Source organism: Ruegeria meonggei, from assembly GCF_042768335.1.
Classification (GTDB): domain Bacteria; phylum Pseudomonadota; class Alphaproteobacteria; order Rhodobacterales; family Rhodobacteraceae; genus Ruegeria; species Ruegeria meonggei.
On the sequence record NZ_JAXHBT010000001.1, the window covers coordinates 1,729,570 to 1,748,046 of the forward strand.

The 18,477-nt window shown below is 58.3% G+C and carries 16 protein-coding genes; 4 read left to right on the top strand and 12 right to left on the bottom strand.

The window, feature by feature from the left end; all coding sequences use genetic code 11:
• Window positions 1-68 precede the first annotated feature (68 nt).
• Entirely contained in the window at window positions 69-2,195 is a 2,127-nt protein-coding gene (gene scpA / locus SJY13_RS08500; RefSeq protein ID WP_377190097.1) for a methylmalonyl-CoA mutase, read from the bottom strand.
• Between the two features lie 168 nt (window positions 2,196-2,363).
• Between scpA and SJY13_RS08505 the strand changes: the two genes are divergently transcribed.
• Window positions 2,364-2,810 (top strand): DUF4174 domain-containing protein, encoded by a 447-nt coding sequence (locus tag SJY13_RS08505; RefSeq protein ID WP_085821584.1) that lies wholly within the window; start codon window positions 2,364-2,366, stop codon window positions 2,808-2,810.
• A gap of 76 nt (window positions 2,811-2,886) precedes the next feature.
• Here the strand turns inward: SJY13_RS08505 and SJY13_RS08510 are convergent, their stop codons facing one another.
• Together SJY13_RS08510 and SJY13_RS08515 are read right to left on the bottom strand one after the other, a co-directional pair.
• The gene (locus SJY13_RS08510) at window positions 2,887-4,932 is read right to left on the bottom strand and encodes an ATP-binding protein (RefSeq protein WP_377190099.1); all 2,046 of its coding nucleotides are present in this window, start codon (window positions 4,930-4,932) and stop codon (window positions 2,887-2,889) included.
• A 116-nt stretch (window positions 4,933-5,048) separates the two neighbouring features.
• Entirely contained in the window at window positions 5,049-5,252 is a 204-nt protein-coding gene (locus SJY13_RS08515) for a hypothetical protein (protein WP_085821265.1), read from the bottom strand.
• 701 nt (window positions 5,253-5,953) lie between these two features.
• Here SJY13_RS08515 and SJY13_RS08520 point away from each other — a divergent pair.
• The gene (locus tag SJY13_RS08520; RefSeq protein WP_377190102.1) at window positions 5,954-7,054 is read left to right on the top strand and encodes a DcaP family trimeric outer membrane transporter; all 1,101 of its coding nucleotides are present in this window, start codon (window positions 5,954-5,956) and stop codon (window positions 7,052-7,054) included.
• A gap of 87 nt (window positions 7,055-7,141) precedes the next feature.
• Here the strand turns inward: SJY13_RS08520 and SJY13_RS08525 are convergent, their stop codons facing one another.
• The 3 genes from SJY13_RS08525 to SJY13_RS08535 all read right to left on the bottom strand — a co-directional run bounded on the left by SJY13_RS08525 (window position 7,142) and on the right by SJY13_RS08535 (window position 9,761).
• Window positions 7,142-7,495 carry a hypothetical protein gene (locus SJY13_RS08525; RefSeq protein WP_377190104.1) on the bottom strand — a complete coding sequence of 118 codons (354 nt, stop codon included), beginning with the start codon at window positions 7,493-7,495 and terminating at the stop codon, window positions 7,142-7,144.
• A 136-nt stretch (window positions 7,496-7,631) separates the two neighbouring features.
• A complete protein-coding gene (locus tag SJY13_RS08530) occupies window positions 7,632-7,982 on the bottom strand; it encodes a DUF6497 family protein (RefSeq protein ID WP_377190106.1) in 351 nt (116 codons plus the stop codon).
• Between the two features lie 246 nt (window positions 7,983-8,228).
• Complete coding sequence (locus SJY13_RS08535) at window positions 8,229-9,761, bottom strand: acyl-CoA carboxylase subunit beta (protein ID WP_085821269.1); 1,533 nt, start codon at window positions 9,759-9,761, stop codon at window positions 8,229-8,231.
• Between the two features lie 182 nt (window positions 9,762-9,943).
• Between SJY13_RS08535 and SJY13_RS08540 the strand changes: the two genes are divergently transcribed.
• Window positions 9,944-11,149, top strand: coding sequence for a multidrug effflux MFS transporter (locus SJY13_RS08540; RefSeq protein ID WP_377190109.1), 1,206 nt, complete (start codon window positions 9,944-9,946; stop codon window positions 11,147-11,149).
• A gap of 65 nt (window positions 11,150-11,214) precedes the next feature.
• Window positions 11,215-12,615, top strand: coding sequence for a helix-turn-helix domain-containing protein (locus SJY13_RS08545; protein ID WP_377190111.1), 1,401 nt, complete (start codon window positions 11,215-11,217; stop codon window positions 12,613-12,615).
• Window positions 12,616-12,688: 73 nt separating this feature from the next.
• On the opposite strand, the gene SJY13_RS08550 is transcribed toward SJY13_RS08545, so the two are convergent.
• The 6 genes from SJY13_RS08550 to SJY13_RS08575 form a co-directional block, all read right to left on the bottom strand.
• Window positions 12,689-12,928: a YdcH family protein gene (locus SJY13_RS08550; RefSeq protein WP_377190113.1), complete on the bottom strand. Its 240-nt coding sequence runs from the start codon at window positions 12,926-12,928 to the stop codon at window positions 12,689-12,691.
• Window positions 12,929-13,014: 86 nt separating this feature from the next.
• Window positions 13,015-14,673 (bottom strand): choline dehydrogenase, encoded by a 1,659-nt coding sequence (gene betA / locus SJY13_RS08555; RefSeq protein WP_377190115.1) that lies wholly within the window; start codon window positions 14,671-14,673, stop codon window positions 13,015-13,017.
• Window positions 14,674-14,754: 81 nt separating this feature from the next.
• Window positions 14,755-16,263 (bottom strand): choline-sulfatase, encoded by a 1,509-nt coding sequence (gene betC, locus SJY13_RS08560; protein ID WP_377190117.1) that lies wholly within the window; start codon window positions 16,261-16,263, stop codon window positions 14,755-14,757.
• On the bottom strand, window positions 16,260-16,832 hold the full coding sequence (gene betI / locus SJY13_RS08565) for a choline-binding transcriptional repressor BetI (protein WP_085821275.1): 573 nt from the start codon (window positions 16,830-16,832) through the stop codon (window positions 16,260-16,262). Before betI ends, betC begins: the two co-directional genes overlap by 4 nt.
• An 89-nt stretch (window positions 16,833-16,921) precedes the next feature.
• Window positions 16,922-17,830, bottom strand: coding sequence for a DMT family transporter (locus SJY13_RS08570; RefSeq protein WP_085821276.1), 909 nt, complete (start codon window positions 17,828-17,830; stop codon window positions 16,922-16,924).
• Between the two features lie 40 nt (window positions 17,831-17,870).
• Window positions 17,871-18,470, bottom strand: coding sequence for a LysE/ArgO family amino acid transporter (locus tag SJY13_RS08575; RefSeq protein ID WP_377190120.1), 600 nt, complete (start codon window positions 18,468-18,470; stop codon window positions 17,871-17,873).
• Window positions 18,471-18,477 lie beyond the last annotated feature (7 nt).

The window sequence follows — 18,477 nt, forward strand, 5'->3', positions numbered from 1 at the left end:
AAGGGATCTGGTCGCATGTTTCCGCCAATGGCGCGCAATCACAAGATTTTTCGGTCAAGAACCTCTTATCAGCCCTTTGATCCGCCAATCAGCTTCAGGATATCTTGTGCCGCCTCAGGGATATTGGTGCCCGGGCCAAAGATCGCCTTGACGCCATGGTCATACAGGAACTGGTAATCCTGCTGCGGAATGACGCCGCCGCAAATCACGATAATGTCTTCGGCTCCGGCCTTTTTCAGCTCTTCTACCAACTGCGGGGCCAAGGTCTTATGCCCAGCGGCCTGAGACGAAATGCCAACCACGTGAACGTCGTTGTCCACAGCGTCCTGCGCGGCCTCGGCCGGGGTCTGAAACAGAGGGCCAACGTCGACATCAAACCCGATATCGGCAAAGGCGGTCGCAATTACCTTGGCACCGCGGTCGTGGCCATCCTGACCCATCTTAACCACAAGCAAGCGGGGGCGACGGCCTTCGGCCTCGGCAAACTCTTCGATGGATTTCTGGATCGCGGCAAAGCCTTCGTCGCCTTCATAAGCAGCCCCATAGACACCGGCCAACGTTTTTACTTCGGCGCGGTGACGGCCGAATTCCTTTTCCATTGCCATGCTGATCTCTCCCACGGATGCACGGGCCCGCGCGGCTTCAACCGCCGCAGCAAGCAGATTTCCACCTTCGCGGGCGGTCTTGGTCAGCGCGTCCAGCGCCTGTTGGCATGCGGCCTCGTCGCGTGTCGCACGGATGCGATCCAGACGCGCGACCTGCGCTTCGCGCACGGCGACGTTGTCGACGTCCAGAATGTCGATCGGGTCTTCCTTTTCCTTGCGGTACTTGTTGACGCCGACGATGACCTCATCGCCCCGGTCAATCATCGCCTGACGACGCGCGGCGCTTTCCTCGATCCGCAGTTTGGGCATACCCGAGGCCACGGCCTTGGTCATACCGCCCATCTCTTCGACCTCTTCCATCAGAGCCCAGGCCTTTTCGACCAGCTCATTGGTCAGGCTTTCGATGTAATAAGACCCCGCCAGCGGATCGACCACGTCGGTGACGCCGGTTTCCTCTTGCAGCACCAGTTGGGTGTTCCGCGCGATACGGGCCGAGAAATCGGTGGGCAACGCGATGGCTTCGTCCAGCGCGTTGGTGTGCAGGCTTTGCGTGCCGCCCAGAACCGCGCTCATCGCCTCATATGCAGTGCGGATCACGTTGTTATAGGGGTCCTGCTCCTGCAGGCTGACGCCAGATGTCTGACAATGGGTCCGCAGCATCTTGGAGCGTTCGGATTTTGCGCCGAAATCGGTCATCACCCGGTGCCACAGCGTGCGGGCCGCGCGCAGTTTGGCGATCTCCATGAAAAAGTTCATGCCGATGGCAAAGAAGAACGACAACCGACCGGCGAATTTGTCCACATCCATCCCGGCCTCGGTGGCGGCGCGGACGTATTCGCGCCCATCGGCCAGCGTATAGGCCAATTCCTGCACCAGGTTCGCGCCGGCCTCTTGCATGTGATAACCCGAGATCGAGATCGAATTGAATTTCGGCATATCATTCGAGGTATATTCGATGATGTCCGAGATGATCTTCATCGACGGTTCCGGCGGGTAGATATAGGTGTTGCGCACCATGAACTCTTTCAGAATGTCATTCTGAATTGTGCCCGCCAGCAGCGATTTGTCGTGCCCTTGCTCTTCGCCTGCAACGATGAAGCTGGCCAGGATCGGGATCACCGCGCCGTTCATCGTCATCGAGACCGAGACCTTGTCGAGCGGAATGCCGTCGAACAGAATCTTCATATCCTCAACGCTGTCGATAGCTACCCCGGCCTTGCCGACGTCGCCGACCACGCGCGGGTGGTCACTGTCGTAACCCCGGTGCGTGGCCAGATCGAAAGCAACCGAGACCCCCTGTTGACCGGCGGCCAGATTGCGGCGGTAAAAGGCGTTTGATTCCTCGGCCGTGGAAAACCCCGCGTATTGCCGGATGGTCCAGGGGCGGCCGGCATACATCGTGGCCTTCACGCCGCGGGTAAACGGCCCGATCCCGGGCATGGAGCCCATATGCGGCAGATCGGCAGTGTCTTCTTGTGTATAGAGCGGCTTGACGTCGATACCTTCCAGCGTTTCCTTGGTCAGGTCGTCCAACGGGCGCCCGCGCAGCTCTTTCTCGGCCAGCGCCTGCCAGTCTTTCCTATCGGTCATTGCGATTTCCTTTTCTCAATCCGGTTCGCGCCGGGTCGTGGCCCGCGCGGTATGATCCTTGGTGTTGCCCGTTCAGGCAGGGTGATGCGCAACATTTTGAACGCTGCATGCATTTCGACGGTCGCATTCACCGGCGCAGGGGCTATATTCAATCCAACAGGAGGCCCCATGACACGAACGCTTGCCCTTGTTTTCTCGGCACTATTCCCGCTGGCCGCACTGGCCGCCGACGGGTCTGCGCCTGCAGATGACAGCTTTGTCCGACCTGTCGGTGACAGCGACCTGAGCGAATACCTATGGGTCAATCGCCCTATTGTGGTCTTTGCCGACACGCCGGCCGATCCGCGATTCCAACAGCAGATCGATCTGCTACTGGAAGATGAGGCGGCGATGCGTGACCGTGAAGTGGTGGTTCTGACCGACACTGATCCCTCGGCCCGGTCCCCGATCAGGTCGCAGCTGCGCCCGCGCGGGTTCCAGATGGTGTTTGTCGACAAAGACGGCGTTGTCAAACTGCGTAAACCCAGCCCGTGGAGCGGGCGCGAGATTGGCCGGTCTATCGACAAGACCCCCCTGCGCCAACGCGAGATCCGCGAGCGGCGCGAGGGCGGTTGAGCACTTTGGCCACGCCTTATGGCCCCGGAGTAAAACACCGGGGTCTGCAAGGCATATGACAAAAGCGCAATCATGATCATTCGAACTCGATGATCACATCGTCCACGGCCAGGCTATCGCCGGGGCCTGCGTTGACCTTGGCGACCACGCCCTTCTTCTCGGCGCGCAGGATATTTTCCATCTTCATCGCCTCGACCGTGCACAGCGCCTGACCTTCCTGAACCTCCTGCCCCACTTCGACATTGATCTTCACGATCAGTCCGGGCATCGGGCACAACAGCATTTTCGAGGTATCGGGCGGCAGCTTTTCGGGCATCAGCTGGGCCAGTTCGGCCTGACGCGGGCGGCGCACGTGCACTTTCAGATCTGCGCCCCGGTTGCGGATGCGGAATCCGCCCGACACTTTGCCAACCTTCAGAACCAATGGGCTGCCATCCACATCCAGCACCGCCAACTGATCCCCCGGTGTCCAGTCCGAGGTGACGCGCAGGGTGGCCCCGTCTTCGAATTTAACCGTTGCGCCCTCTTTATCGGCATTAACCTGCACGGCATAATCCTGCCCCTGCAGAGTGACGACCCACCGTTTGCCCACTTTGCGTTCGTGATTGTCCATCCGTCCCGACACGCGGGTGCGGCGGATTTCGGCCACACGGTGCATAGCGGCACAGGACGCAGCAATCCGGCGCAGGTTATCCACAGGCAGTTCAACGCCCTCAAACCCTTCGGGATACTCCTCGGCGATAAAGGCGGTTGTCATGTCGCCGCTGACAAAAATCGGGTGGTCCATCACGGCGGACAAGAACGGCAGGTTGTGCCCAATCCCTTCGACCTCAAAACTGTCGAGCGCAACGCGCATTGCCTCGATCGCCTGCGCACGGGTCGGAGCCCAGGTGCAGAGCTTGGCGATCATCGGGTCATAATACATGCTGATCTCGCCGCCCTCAAAAACGCCGGTATCGTTGCGTACGGCAGCGTCACCGGCGGGGGCCTCACCCTGCCATTTGTCGTTCACCAGCAACGGACCCGCAGCAATTTCCTGCGGTGGACGATAGCGGGTCAGACGGCCAATGGACGGCAGGAAGCCACGATAAGGATCTTCGGCATACAGACGGTTCTCAATAGCCCAGCCTGTCAGGGTCACGTCATCCTGCGTGATCGACAGCTCCTCGCCCGCAGCCACGCGGATCATCTGTTCAACCAGATCGACACCGGTGATCAGCTCGGTCACCGGGTGTTCCACCTGCAGGCGGGTGTTCATCTCTAGGAAGTAGAAGTTCTTGTCGCCATCAACGATGAATTCGACGGTTCCGGCGCTGGCATAATCCACAGCCTTGGCAAGGGCGACGGCCTGTTCACCCATGGCCTTACGGGTCGCCTCGTCCAGGAACGGCGACGGAGCCTCTTCCACCACCTTCTGGTTCCGGCGCTGGATCGAGCATTCACGCTCGCCCAGATAGACGCCGTTGCCGTGGCTGTCGCACAGAACCTGAATTTCGATATGGCGCGGTTGAGTGACGAATTTTTCGATGAAAATCCGGTCGTCCCCAAACGAATTCGCGGCCTCGTTCTTGGAGGACTGGAACCCCTCGCGGGCCTCTTCATCCGTCCAGGCAATCCGCATCCCCTTGCCACCGCCACCGGCGCTGGCTTTGATCATGACAGGATAACCAACCTCGTTCGAGATCTTCACCGCCTCGTCCGCGTCTTCGATCAGGCCCATGTAACCAGGAACCGTCGAAACCCCCGCCTCTTGCGCGATCTTTTTCGAGGTGATCTTGTCGCCCATGCTTTCAATCGCCCCAACAGGCGGACCAACAAATGCGACGCCTTCGGCCTCAAGCGCTTGGGCGAATTTCGAATTTTCCGACAGAAACCCGTATCCCGGATGCACTGCCTGCGCGCCGCTTTGACGGATTGCTTCCATGACCTTGTCGATCACGATGTACGACTGGTTCGCGGGAGGCGGACCGATATGGACGGCTTCGTCTGCCATCGACACATGGAGCGCGTTCTTGTCCGCGTCCGAATAGATGGCAACGGTGCCGATGCCCATCTTGCGGGCGGTCTTGATGACCCGGCAGGCGATCTCGCCCCGGTTGGCGATCAGGATCTTATTGAACATGGAATGTCCTTTGTATTGGTGTTCGGGAAACGCAAAACGCCGCTGCGGGGCCTGACCCCACAACGGCGAGCTGCGCGATGACGGTCGGGGCGACGGACGCCCCGAAAATCCAAGAGTTATCTACAGTTGTTCTGTGTCTTGCAGTAGAGCACGTTGCCCGCTGCGCCGAGCACGGCACCAAACAACGGATCGGCGCTGACGACCGCCGCGCCCACCGCCCCTGCTCCACCGCCAAGCAACGCCTGTTCACCCGTACTGTCGCCACAGGCCGCAAGCCCTGCGCAGGTCGCAAGTGCCAGGAATAGTCGTGAATTTCGCATGTGTTCTGCCCTTTTGGTTTTCTTGATGTATTTGAGGGCAGATGCCGAGAACACCGCTTGTTATTCAATATCAGGCGGGGGAATTCGGTATTTTGCGCAGGTTTTTGCTGCCATTCGGCTAAAACGCGCACAAAGAAAAACGCGGGCAGGACTATGTGGGAACCACAAGCCTGCCCGCGGAAGGAAGGGGTACGGAATAGTAGGTGCTTGTGCGACGCAGGCAAAGTAGAGCCGCACGGCCCGATCAGCATGCACGGTGTAGCTGAAGCTGCAAACGGGGATTCGCTTTGCGCGAATTTTCCGGCTGGAATTTGCCCATCCAGCGAATTTCCGCGCAGAAACGTGCCGATAGGTGATTTGGCAGAATTGTTCACGCCATCCGGCAAGAGCGTCACACTCCCGTTACAAACGGGCGCATTTTCTACAAATTCTGCATGCGCCACATCACGTGCCGCGGCTGCAAACCCCGCCAGAAACTCTTGTTCACATCGGATGTTACACGGCTGTTTCACCGATGAGTGAAAGCGCACGTCTTGTTTCGCAAATCTTCTCGAGAATTTCGGCCCAGTTTGTGCCGATCTCGTGATTTCACAGAAAAAGCACCCCGTGGAACGGTTCCCGTGCACATTCGCACAAAAGGAACCATCCGTATGATTATAAATAGAAAAAAGGCATTTATGCTCGCTGCTTCTGCTCTTGGTATGACCAGCACGCTTGCCTTTGCCGACGATGCGCAAACCCAGTCGGAACTGGAGGCTCTGCGCGCCCGGGTCGAGGCGTTGGAGGCTGCCAACCCCGGTGCTGGAACTGGAGATTTGCGGATCGGGAGCACCACCCTGGACGTCTATGGCTACGTCAAGGCGGACTTCTTCTATGACTTCGAGTTCGATCAGGGCGATACGGCGTTCGTGAACGTGATCGGCGAACCCTCGGCTGCGACCAGCGGCACGTTTGGCGCCACGGTCCGCCAGTCCCGGATCGGATTGCGGACCAGCACACCCAGCGCCCTGGGCGATATCGACGGGCAACTGGAGGTTGATCTGTTCGCTTCGAACGGAACGGCCGAGTTCCGGCTGCGTCACGCCAATATCCGGATTAATGACACTTGGCTGATCGGCCAGTATTGGACAAACTTTCAGCCCCTGGACACTTACCCGACCTCGGTCGAATTTAACGGCCCTGTCGGTATCGCTTTCGCGCGTGTGCCGCAGGTGCGGTACACCAACACATTCGGAACCAACGCGTCCTTTGCCGTCGCCGTCGAAGAGAATGTCAGCGGCTCGAACTCTGAGGATCCGGTGCTGACCGCCTCCGCTGAATACAACGACGGAAAGTACATCGCGCGTGTGGCCGCTCTGTACGGAACTGCTGAAAGTGGCAGTACCGAGGTCGATCAGACCGGCTTCACCCTGTCCGGTTCGATCCGCCCGTGGGAAGGCGGCCTGTTTCAGGTCAATTACGTGAACGGCGAGGCGCTTGGCCCCTATCTTATTGGTTTGGGAGATCCCATTGTCGGCGGCCAGGCCAATGACGTGGATGGTTACACCATCGAGTTCCGCCAGGATATCGGCCCTAAGTGGAATGTCGGCATCGCCTACGGCAAAGAAGACTACGATCTGCCTACCTCTACCGGCACGTTGGCCTTTACCGAGCTTGAGACGATCCACGTCAATGCCTTCTACAAGGCGACGGACAACCTGACCCTCAGCGCCGAATACATCTATGGCGAACGCAACGACGCCACGACGGGACGCACCTTTGACGGCAACCGTGTCCAGGCGGCGGCCCAGTTGAATTTCTGAACGCACAAGTCCCCCCTGCCCACCTACGGGCAGGGCTTTCTTCGGGGATATTCCCCAAAACCTATGTGCGACAGCGGATAGCACGGCTTAACGCACCCCGTCGTATATGTCGGGAAAGGACACTCGCAGCGCATCCGGATCAATGACCAACAACGCATCATAGCTTGCCGGATCAAACGGATCTTCGGCGGGAAGAACTTCGCGCTCGAACAGCCAGCTTAGGCGTCCGGCGTCCAGATTTCCGCGCTCGAACGGTTGGTCGCCAAACTGTTCCCACAACGCCTTCATAAAGCCCGCGTCTGCGCGCCTGTCGGCCGGTTTGCGATCGCGGAACCGTTCGCGGCGGGTCAGCGGGGTTGCCCCCTTCGGATTGGCCCGACGAATGGTGAACTGAAAATCGGTTCCAGTCAGACGTCCGGGAAAGCCGCGGTGTTTCAGCATGCCGTCCCCTCTCTCTTGTTGACAGTCACAGGGTGAAGAAAACCGCACCCGGTACAGAACGGGGTCATGTCGCGTACCTCCAAAGCCGCATTGATATCCAGAAACGCTCTGACGTTTTGAAGACGAGGTTTCATGGTCAGAGCCCCTCCCAGATACACTGGGATTGGTCCAGTCGGTAGGCTTCAAAAAATTGCGTGGCATCTGGTGAGGAACGCCCGAACTCAATGGGTCGGTCAGACAAGGAAATCACAACCCGCGCGGGATCCAGCTCGTACTTGGCGACGTAGGCAACCGCCAGTGTTTTGCAAAGATGTTCCATATCCGCCGAGGCGACGTCATAGCCGATCCGCCCAACGGTCGATCCGATCTTTGGAGCGATGAACCGAAACCTGATCCAAAGCTCGCCTGGATTATCGTCCAGCAGAACATCGCTCAGGTGCACTGGTTGCCCAGAAGGCACCGGTAGCAAGGTTTCTGTTTCTGCCAAAATGGGGGATGACCAGCCAAGAAATGCCAGAACTAAGGCGCAACCCCAGACCCACCACCGGTGAGCTCCTCTCTCCGGGGTCGCGCGCGCATGGCTTTTGGCCCGCGCTTTTCTATGTTCAATAGGGCATTTCATTTAGCAGTTTTGGCCTCAAAGTCAAACTTGCTCGTGTGCAGATCTTTCTGGCCAGATCATTGGACTTTTCCAACGGGTGTCCGGCCAGAAGGGGCATATCGAACAAATTCCTTACAGTGGAATATTGTCGTGCTTTTTCCACGGGTTCTTCAGCGACTTGTTTCGCAGGCTGGCAAAAGCCCGGGACACGCGTCGGCGGGTAGATTGCGGCATGATCACTTCGTCGATAAAGCCCCGCTCGGCAGCGACAAACGGGTTCGCGAACCGGTCCTCGTAGTTCTGCGCGTGTTTCGCAATCTTGTCAGAGTCACCCAGATCGGCGCGGTGGATGATTTCGGTCGCGCCCTTGGCACCCATCACCGCGATCTCGGCGGTGGGCCAGGCATAGTTGAAATCGCCGCGCAGATGTTTGGACGCCATCACGTCATAAGCCCCGCCATAGGCCTTGCGGGTGATCACGGTCACCTTGGGAACCGTCGCTTCGCCATAGGCAAACAGCAGCTTCGCACCATGCTTGATCACACCGCCATATTCCTGCGAGGTGCCCGGCAGGAAACCCGGCACATCCACAAGCGTCAGGATCGGAATCTCAAAACAGTCACAGAATCGCACAAACCTCGCAGCCTTGCGGCTGCTGTCGATGTCCAGACACCCGGCCAGAACCATCGGCTGGTTTGCCACGACGCCCACTGTCTGACCTTCTAACCGGATGAACCCGGTGATGATGTTTTTGGCGAAATCTTCCTGAATTTCGTAGAAATCACCCTCATCCGCCACTTTGGTGATCAGTTCCTTCATGTCATACGGCGTGTTCGGATTGTCCGGGATCAGGGTATCCAGCGACGTCTCCAACCGGCCGGGTTCGTCAAAGAAAGGACGCACAGGCGGCTTTTCGCGGTTGTTGAGCGGCAGGAAGTCGACCAGGCGGCGCACCTCTGCCAAGGCTTCGACATCATTCTCAAACGCGCCATCCGCAACCGAGGATTTCTTGGTATGGGTCGATGCCCCACCCAGTTCTTCGGCGGTGACGACCTCATTGGTGACGGTCTTCACAACATCAGGGCCGGTCACGAACATGTAAGAGGTATCTTTGACCATGAAGATAAAGTCCGTCATCGCCGGGCTATACACCGCGCCGCCAGCGCAGGGGCCCATGATGACCGATATCTGCGGGATCACGCCCGATGCCATGGTATTGCGCTGGAAGATTTCGGCATAACCCGCAAGCGCATCGACACCTTCCTGGATTCGCGCCCCGCCTGAGTCGTTGATCCCGATCACTGGCGCGCCGTTCTGCATTGCCATATCCATGATCTTGCAAATCTTCTGCGCATGAGTGGCTGAAACCGACCCGCCCAGAACTGTGAAGTCCTGGCTGAAGACATAAACCATGCGGCCATTGATGGTACCCCAGCCGGTTACGACCCCATCGCCCGCAGGCTTTTGATTTTCCATCCCGAAATCGGTGCAGCGATGGCTGACAAACATGTCGAACTCTTCGAAACTGCCCTCGTCCAGCAGCAGGTCGATGCGCTCGCGCGCTGTCAGTTTTCCTCGCGCGTGCTGCGCGTCGATACGTTTTTGCCCACCTCCCAGACGCGCATCGTTGCGACGGTCTTCAAGCTCGGAAAGGATGTCTTTCATGGCGATAATCCCCTGTGAAATTTGGCGCACATTATACGCTGAAGTCGCGGGACCAAAGCGGCAATCGGCAAATTTGCAAATTTTTGGCAACCTCATTCGGGAAAACTGTAAACTTGCTAAGTTTCAATTTGGAATGGCGTCACGGATGGCAATCCCGAAAACGGCCACTATACATGTGAACCATGCAGTTTACTTCCTCTCCCGCGCGGCGTTCGCCGCCAACCATTGGCACACTTGTATTGCTGTCCGGGCTCTCTGCGCTGAGCCTGAACCTGTTTCTACCGAGCCTGCCAAACATGGCGCTGCATTTTCAGGCGGATTACAAGGTTATGCAGCTATCGATCGCGCTGTATCTGCTGGTCAATGCGGTGCTGCAAATCCTGATTGGCCCCATTGCAGACAAGGCCGGTCGCAGGCCCGTTCTGCTATGGGGGTTGTCCCTGTTCCTGCTGGCCACGCTAGGTTGTATTTATGCCCCCAACGCCGAGGTTTTTCTGGCCTTCCGCATGGGTCAGGCCGTCGTGGTCGTCGGCATGGTACTAAGCCGGGCGGCAGTGCGCGACCTTTATGATCAGGATCAAGCGGCGTCGATGATCGGGTACGTCACCATGGGCATGGCAATTGTTCCGATGATCGGCCCCGCCATCGGCGGTTTTCTTGAAGAGAGCTTTGGCTGGAAAGCCAATTTCTGGCTGCCCTTTGGGCTGGGCGCGTTGACGCTGGCCTTGACGTTCGCAGATTTCGGCGAGACCTCAACCAAAAGCGGCAAGACCCTGGTTCAGCAGTTTCGCGAATATCCGGAACTGCTCAGATCGCCGCGGTTCTGGGGCTATTCACTGTCCTCAGCCTTCTCGTCTGGCGCGTTCTTCGCTTACCTCGGGGGGGCGCCCTTCATCGGCACCGAGCTTTTCGGATTGACCGCATCAGAACTCGGCATCTATTTCGGCGCCCCTGCGGTGGGGTACTTTTTCGGAAATTTCTTCAGCGGACGGTACTCCATCCGCTTTGGCGTGAACCGTATGGTGCTGTGGGGCTGTTGGCTGAACGGCATTGGCGTAGCGCTTTCGGCTATCGTGTTTCTGGCCGGCTACGGCTCAGCCCTCAGCTTTTTCGGGTTCATGACCTTTGTCGGCGTGGGCAACGGCATGACCATCCCCAATGCCACATCCGGCGCGCTGTCTGTCCGACCCCATCTGGCTGCAACCGCGTCAGGCCTGAGCGGCGCGATCATGCTGGGCGGCGGCGCGGGGCTCAGCGCCTTTGCGGGGGCTCTTTTGACCCACGACACCGGCGCGATGCCGCTGTTGTGGCTTATGCTGGCAACGGCAGTTCTGGCGATATGCGCAATCTTTGTCGTCATCCGGCGCGAGCGCGTCCTGGGCCTGTAACCCACCTTGCGCACAGCAGTTTGCAAAGCTAGCTTGCAACTTTAGGAAAGTTGCAAAGGCCCGACATGGCGACCCAAAAGCTCTACGCTGGTGCAAAACTGCGCGAAATGCGCACGCGCCTTACACTGACGCAGAAAGAATTCGCAGCCAAACTGGGGGTTTCGCTGCCGTACCTCAACCAAATGGAGAACAACAACCGGCCCATCTCGACCACGGTTGTTCTGGCGCTGGCACAGGAATTCGGCATGGACGTGACCGAACTGAGCACGGGCGACAGCGAACGTCTGGTCTCGGACATGCGTGAGGCACTGGCCGACCCGGTATTCGACGACGCCACCCCCCCACTGGCGGATTTGCGACTGACGGCCTCGAACGCACCGGCGCTGGCGCGCGCGTTCATCGCCCTGCACCGAACCTACAGACAGACCCATGAGAGGCTGGCTTCACTGGACGAAGCTCTGGGCCGCGAAGATGCACAGATTCAAGCCAGCCCATGGGAGGAAGTGCGCGACTTCTTCCACTATTGCGACAACTACATCGATGCGGTTGATCGCGCGGCGGAACGGTTTGCCAGCCGGGCCGAAACCGCAGGCGGAGTGCGGGCCGCCGCCGTCGAAAACATGGCCGAGCGCGGGATTCGGGTGCAATTCGTCGAAATTGAAGAAACTCGAAAATACGACGCGGACAGCAAAACGTTGCTTTTGTCATCCCGGACAGCGCCGCAAACCCAAGTGTTTCAACTGCTGTTGCAGGTCGCTCTGATCAGCCAGGACAAGTTACTGGAAGCCACGCTGGATTTTGCAAAATTCCAAAGCGAAGAAGCCCGCGCTATCGCCAAGATCGGCCTGGCCAACTATTTTGCAGGCGCGTCCCTGATGCCTTACGGTGCCTTTCTGGCGTCCGCTCAGGACTACCGGCATGACCTAGAGCTGCTCAGCAACCGCTTCGGTGCCTCGATAGAACAAGTGGCTCACCGGCTTTCCACGCTGCAACGTCCGGGCGCCAAAGGCATCCCGTTTTTCTTTGTCCGTGTCGATCAGGCCGGAACGATCACCAAACGACACTCGGCCACGCGTTTACAATTCGCCCGGTTCGGAGGCGCTTGCCCCCTGTGGAACGTCCACCGCGCCTTTGAAACACCGGGACATTTTCTGCGACAACTGGCAGAAACACCCGACGGTGTCCGTTATATCTCGCTGGCGCGGGATGTCTCGAAATCCGGCGGCTCCTATGGCGCGCCGGTACGTCGCTATGCCATTGCCTTGGGGTGCGAAACCCGCCACGCCGACGCGCTGGTTTACGCAGATAACCTGGATATCAACAACGCTAGCGCATACGAACCGATTGGCATTTCCTGCCGCATCTGTGAACGCCAAACCTGCCACCAGCGCTCGGTTCCCCCGCTGGAAAGGCGCCTGTCCATCGACGCCCATACTCGCGGCACCCTGCCTTACGAAGTCACCTGATCTTCACCTGGCCTGAAAATATCCCGGGGGAGGCGCGGCTTGCCGCGACGGGGGCAGGGCCCCCGCCCTGATCTCAGGTTTTTGACAAAATCGCCCAGATTTCGTCCTTGAGTACCGCGCGCTTCTTACGCAGCGCGCCTTCGGCCAAATCTTCCATCGGCTCAACATTGGTCTCGGCGCGATGTACAATGCGGTTGATCTCGTGATACTCATCTGCCAATCGGGCAAAATGCGCATCAGTTTGCTTGAGCTGTCTAATCATCTCAACCTTGTCTGGAAACTCTTGGGCTAGCTCATGCGGGGTGTTGGACATTCCTGTTCGCTCCTCAACTAGTTGTTGCGATTCAGGTCTATAAGATTACACCTCGCCCCGCTTTGACGCGGATCAAATCCCCCCAGTTATCGCTGAGCCATCGCCCATTGCGGATGAATCCACGGGCGATCATTGGCCTTTGGCAGGGTTTCTTTTCCGAGTAGATGGTCCGACATCTTTTCGCCCACCATGATCGACGGCGCGTTGAGATTGCCGTTTGTAATCTGTGGAAAGATCGAACTGTCCGCAACACGCAGGCCCACGACACCAATCACCCGCCCTTCCGGGTCGACTACGGCGTTTTTGTCATCGGCCCGCCCCATGCGACAGGTCCCGCAGGGGTGATAGGCGCTTTCGGCATGCTCTGCGATAAAGGCGTTCAGTTCTTCATCCGTCTGCACGTCCGCGCCCGGCTGGATTTCCTTACCGGCATAAGGCTTGAACGCATCCTGTCCAAAAATCTCGCGTGTAAGGCGAATACACTTTCGGAAATCTTCCCAGTCTTCGTCATGGCTCATGTAGTTGAACCGGATCAACGGCGCATCCTCGGCCTTGGCCGACCGCAGCGTAACCGCCCCGCGCGAAGGTGACCGCATCGGGCCGACATGGGCCTGGAACCCATGCCCCTCGGCTGCCGCCTGCCCGTCATAGCGCACGGCCATCGGCAGGAAATGATATTGAATATCAGGGTATTCCACACCGGGTTTTGACCGGATAAATGCTGCGCTTTCGAATTGGTTCGAAGCACCCAGCCCGGTTTTAGTGAACAACCATTGCGCCCCGATCAGGCCTTTGCTGACCAGGTTCCAATGCTTGTACAACGTGATCGGCTGCAATGAGGCCTGCTGAATATAGAGCTCCAAATGGTCCTGCAGGTTCGCCCCCACACCCGGACGATCCGCAACGGTTTGGATGCCGTGTTCGGCCAGATGCGCCGCTGGGCCGATACCGGATAGCATCAGCAGTTTGGGAGAGTTGATTGAGGATGCAGCAAGAACTACCTCGCGCCGCGCGCTGATGACCTCTGTCTTGCCACCCCGGATCAATTCAACGCCGGTCGCGCGCCCATTCTCCATCACCACACGTGTGGCCAGCCCGCGCACGATCTCACAATTGTCGCGTTTGAGCGCAGGTTTGAGATAGGCATTTGCAGCAGACCAGCGCCGTCCTTTCCAGACGGTTTGCTCCATCGGGCCAAAGCCTTCTTGCTTTTCGCCGTTATAGTCGCCGGTGATCTCATACCCCGCCTGCTGACCGGCATCGACAAAGGCCTTGAACAGTGGGTTTTCCCGCGGTCCGCGCGACACATGCAGCGGGCCGTCTGTACCCCGCCATGTCGGATCACCACCATGGCCGCCGTCATGCCACGTCTCCATCCGTTTGTAATAGGGCAGCACATCCGCATAGGACCAGCCATCGGCCCCCATGTCTGCCCAGGTGTCAAAGTCGCGTGCGTGGCCACGCACATAAACCATCCCGTTGATCGAGGACGATCCACCAATGACCTTGCCCCGTGGGCAGGCCAATTCGCGGTTGTTCAGATGCGGTTCGGGTTCAGATTTATACCCCCAATCATACATCGGCATGTTCATCGGATAGCTGAGCGCGGCCGGCATCTGGATAAACGGCCCGGCATCGGTGCCACCATGCTCGATCACCAGAACCGAAGCCCCTGCCTCGCTCAGGCGATAGGCCATTGCGCATCCTGCGGATCCTGCGCCAACGATGACGAAATCTGCTTCCATTTCCAGGTCTCCATTACCCGCCGCGGCAAGGGTTTTTAGCCCCACCCTGCCCCGGCGACCGTCATACAAAAGGTGAGAGGGTTATTCGCCACGGGGAAAGCGTTGGCTTTCTTCGACGATGTTCAAATCCATATGGTTTCGCATGTAACGCTCGGACGCTTTTTGCAGCGGCTGGTAGTCCCACGGGTAATAGCCGCCCTGTCGCAGCGCCTCGTATACAACCCATCGACAAGCCTGACTGGCACGGACATCAGCATCGAACTTGTCTAAGTCCCAGCGCGCCTGGGATTTCGCCCTCAGGGACTCCAGCGTACCGGCGTGTTCGGGCGCGTCCGCAAGATTGTCCATTTCATGCGGGTCGGTCTCAAGGTCATAAAGCTGGTCAGGATCCAGCGCGCAGCGGTTGTATTTCCACTTACCGTACCGCAGCGAAACCAGCGGCGCATACGACGCCTCGGCTGCGTACTCCATTGCAACTGGCGCGGTGCGTTCAACGCCTTGGGCCAATGGAACCAGGTTTTCGCCGTCAGTCCACGGGGCAATCTCGGCCATATCCACACCGGCCAAGGCACCCAGCGTCGGAGTGACATCAATCGTCGAGACCGGCGTATCAACACGACCCGTAGGCAATTCCGGCGCTGAGATCATCAACGGAACGCGGGCTGATCCCTCAAAGAAGGTCATCTTGAACCACAGGCCCCGCTCACCCAGCATGTCGCCATGGTCGGACACAAACAGAATGGTCGCCTCTTGCTGCGTGCTTTCCAGAACCTCGAGAATTTCACCAATCTTGTCATCCAGATACGAGATGTTGGCAAAATAGGCGCGGCGCGATTTGCGGATATCGTCCTCGGTTATGTTAAAGCTGCGCCAGTCATTGGCATCAAAAATGCGCTGGGAATGCGCGTCCTGATTGTCATAACCCAGGTCCGGCACCTCGGGCAGCAGGTGTTCGCAATCCTCATACAGGTCCCAATATTTCTTTCGGGCCACATAAGGGTCATGCGGATGAGTAAAACTGACAGTCACACACCATGGGCGGTCATCATTGCCACGCGCCAGATCATAAAGCTTGGCGGTGGCGTTGTAGGCGACCTCGTCATCATACTCCATCTGGTTCGAAATTTCGGCCACGCCTGCGCCAGTGACAGAGCCCATGTTGTGATACCACCAGTCGATCCGCTCGCCGGGTTTGCGGTAATCCGGGGTCCAGCCGAAATCAGCCGGGTAGATATCGGTGGTCAGACGATCCTCGAATCCATGCAGCTGATCAGGGCCTACAAAATGCATCTTGCCCGACAGACAGGTGTAATAGCCCGCGCGGCGCAGGTGGTGGGCGTAGGTGGGGATGTCACTGCGGAACTCGGCCGCGTTGTCATAGACACCTGTGCGCGATGGCAACTGTCCCGACATAAAACTGGCCCGCCCCGGCGCGCATAAGGGTGAGGCCGTATAGGCGTTGGTGAAACGGGTCGACCGTTTGGCCAGTTTCTTGAGGTTCGGCGCATGCAGCCAGTCTGCGGGACCGTCGGGAAAGAGGGTTCCGTTCAGCTGATCCACCATCAGGATCAGAATGTTCGGGTGCGTCATTTTTCAGCCTCGAGCAGAGTGTTGAGGACGCGCATTGCGTGATTGACAGCCAGTTGCGGCTCTTCCGGGGCGCTGAGCGCGGCGCGAATATACAGACCGTCGATCAGGGCGATCATGTTTTCAGCAGCCTCAACCGGATCGTCCATCAAGGGACGCAAAGCATAGATCAGATTGGACCGGATACGCGCCTGATAGATTTGCCAAAGACGTAGGGCGTCATCGTTTGTCTGCGCCAGAACATAAAAGGTCATCCACGCGGCGATCACATCCGGGGTAAAACAGGACGGCGCAAAGCAGGATCGGATGATGGCTTGTGCCCGCTTGTTTGGGGTTGCGGTTTTTAACTCGCTCCGGGCTTCGGCACCGAAATCGGATAGGATTCGACGCATCGCAGCCAGGAATATCTGATCCTTACCGCCGAAATAGTGATGCGCCAAAGCACTGGACATCCCCGCCCGTTTGGCAATCTGACTAACCGTCACGTCGAGGGATTTTTTTGAGCCGAGTTCGGCAATCGTCGCTTTGACGATCGCATCACGACGGATTGGTTCCATTCCGAGTTTCGGCATCACGATCCCCTTGTTGCGCTTGGTGCATGAAACGCTAGGGGGTTTTTATTGACTCGTCAATCAATAACCGTTCTCGGGCGATGACGCCGCTAAAGTTTGGGCGCAATACTGGGAGTCGTCAAGCTGCTGCGGTTCAAAACCGCCTCGCGCCAGGCGATGAAACTGACAGCTGACAGGATCAACGATCCGCCCGCAACAACCCAGATGTCAACGCGTTCGTGGAACACCAGCGCGCCCAGCAGCGTGGCCCAGATCAGCTGCAGAAAGGTCACTGGTTGCGTGACCGCCACGGGGGCCGCCTTCAACGCAATCGTCATGAAATAATGTCCTGCAGTGGCGAAACTGGCGACCAGAAACAGAACGCCCAGATCGTGCAGGCTTGGTCGGGTCCAGACAGCTATGGCAAAGGGGATCAGTGCAATGGTCACCCAGATTGACATATGCGCCACAACCACCGAGGGCGGAAGATCGCGCACCAGTGTTTTGGCGATCAGGTACGAGCCACCCAGCGCCAGTGCAGTACCCAGCATGGTCAGGTGCCCCGGAGAGATCTCGCGAAATCCGGGGCGCAAAATGATGAGAACTCCGATCAAAGCGACGCAGATTGCAGCAATCCGGCGAAAAGCCAACTTTTCACCCAGAAACAGCGCTGCGCCCAGGGTGACGTAAACCGGGGTCATATAGTTCATCGCCGTGACTTCGGCCAAGGGGATCTGCGTCATCGAAAAGAACCACAGCATCACGGCCAGTGCATGGACGATCCCACGAGTGCCAAACAGCACCAGATGCCTGCGTGTCAGATGCGTCGTCAGCACAAGCCGCAGCGCGGGCAACAGAAAGACCAGCCCAAAAACAAACCGCAGAAAGGCCGCCTGGATCGGGTCCATTGATGGGCCTAGCGACTTGACCAGCGCGGTCATGACAACAAAGGACAACCCTGCAGTGAACATCCAGAACATGCCCGCAAGGGGGCGATATGGGGCCGCAAGAGTTGTCATGTTAACCGTTGAACACCGAAACTCTGGCAGGGGCAACCCGTCACATCACCACAAGTTTAACGGCGATGGCCAGCATGACCACGCCGATCACCACATCCAGCACTTGCCAGGCGCGCGGCCGTGCAAAAACGGGCGACAATACCCCTGCCCCGTAGCCAAGGGAAAAGAAGAACACAAAACTGGACAGCATTGCACCCAGAGCAAATGCCAACCGGTCTTCATACTGCGCGGAAATCGACCCGATCAGCACAACTGTATCCAAATAGACATGCGGGTTCAGCCAGGTGAAGGCCAGAACCGTCAGCAGGACAGACCGCAGGCTGGTGCGTTGACCTTTCTCGACATCCATCACAGCACCACCACGCCATGCAGATTGCAGACTGCGCACCCCGTACCACGTCAGAAAGATCGCACCCCCGTATCGCATGACCGTTTCGAACCAAGGCAAGACCTGCGCCAAAGTCCCAAACCCCGCCACACCCGCAGCGATCAGGGCCGCATCAGATACCGCGCAGGTCAGACACAGGGGAAACACATGCTCGCGCCGCAAGCCCTGACGCAGGACAAAGGCGTTCTGTGCGCCGATGGCGAGGATAAGGCTGAAGCCCAGTGCAAAACCGGCGATCAGGGATGTGGACATGAAACCT

Bases quoted from the DNA above. Each gene is read 5' to 3' on its own strand.
- scpA (WP_377190097.1), bottom strand. From the start codon at position 2,195: ATGACCGATAGGAAAGACTGGCAGGCGCTGGCCGAGAAAGAGCTGCGC.
- SJY13_RS08505 (WP_085821584.1), top strand. From the start codon at position 2,364: ATGACACGAACGCTTGCCCTTGTTTTCTCGGCACTATTCCCGCTGGCC.
- SJY13_RS08510 (WP_377190099.1), bottom strand. From the start codon at position 4,932: ATGTTCAATAAGATCCTGATCGCCAACCGGGGCGAGATCGCCTGCCGG.
- SJY13_RS08515 (WP_085821265.1), bottom strand. From the start codon at position 5,252: ATGCGAAATTCACGACTATTCCTGGCACTTGCGACCTGCGCAGGGCTT.
- SJY13_RS08520 (WP_377190102.1), top strand. From the start codon at position 5,954: ATGACCAGCACGCTTGCCTTTGCCGACGATGCGCAAACCCAGTCGGAA.
- SJY13_RS08525 (WP_377190104.1), bottom strand. From the start codon at position 7,495: ATGCTGAAACACCGCGGCTTTCCCGGACGTCTGACTGGAACCGATTTT.
- SJY13_RS08535 (WP_085821269.1), bottom strand. From the start codon at position 9,761: ATGAAAGACATCCTTTCCGAGCTTGAAGACCGTCGCAACGATGCGCGT.
- SJY13_RS08540 (WP_377190109.1), top strand. From the start codon at position 9,944: ATGCAGTTTACTTCCTCTCCCGCGCGGCGTTCGCCGCCAACCATTGGC.
- SJY13_RS08545 (WP_377190111.1), top strand. From the start codon at position 11,215: ATGGCGACCCAAAAGCTCTACGCTGGTGCAAAACTGCGCGAAATGCGC.
- SJY13_RS08550 (WP_377190113.1), bottom strand. From the start codon at position 12,928: ATGTCCAACACCCCGCATGAGCTAGCCCAAGAGTTTCCAGACAAGGTT.
- betA (WP_377190115.1), bottom strand. From the start codon at position 14,673: ATGGAAGCAGATTTCGTCATCGTTGGCGCAGGATCCGCAGGATGCGCA.
- betC (WP_377190117.1), bottom strand. From the start codon at position 16,263: ATGACGCACCCGAACATTCTGATCCTGATGGTGGATCAGCTGAACGGA.
- betI (WP_085821275.1), bottom strand. From the start codon at position 16,832: ATGCCGAAACTCGGAATGGAACCAATCCGTCGTGATGCGATCGTCAAA.
- SJY13_RS08570 (WP_085821276.1), bottom strand. From the start codon at position 17,830: ATGACAACTCTTGCGGCCCCATATCGCCCCCTTGCGGGCATGTTCTGG.
- SJY13_RS08575 (WP_377190120.1), bottom strand. From the start codon at position 18,470: ATGTCCACATCCCTGATCGCCGGTTTTGCACTGGGCTTCAGCCTTATC.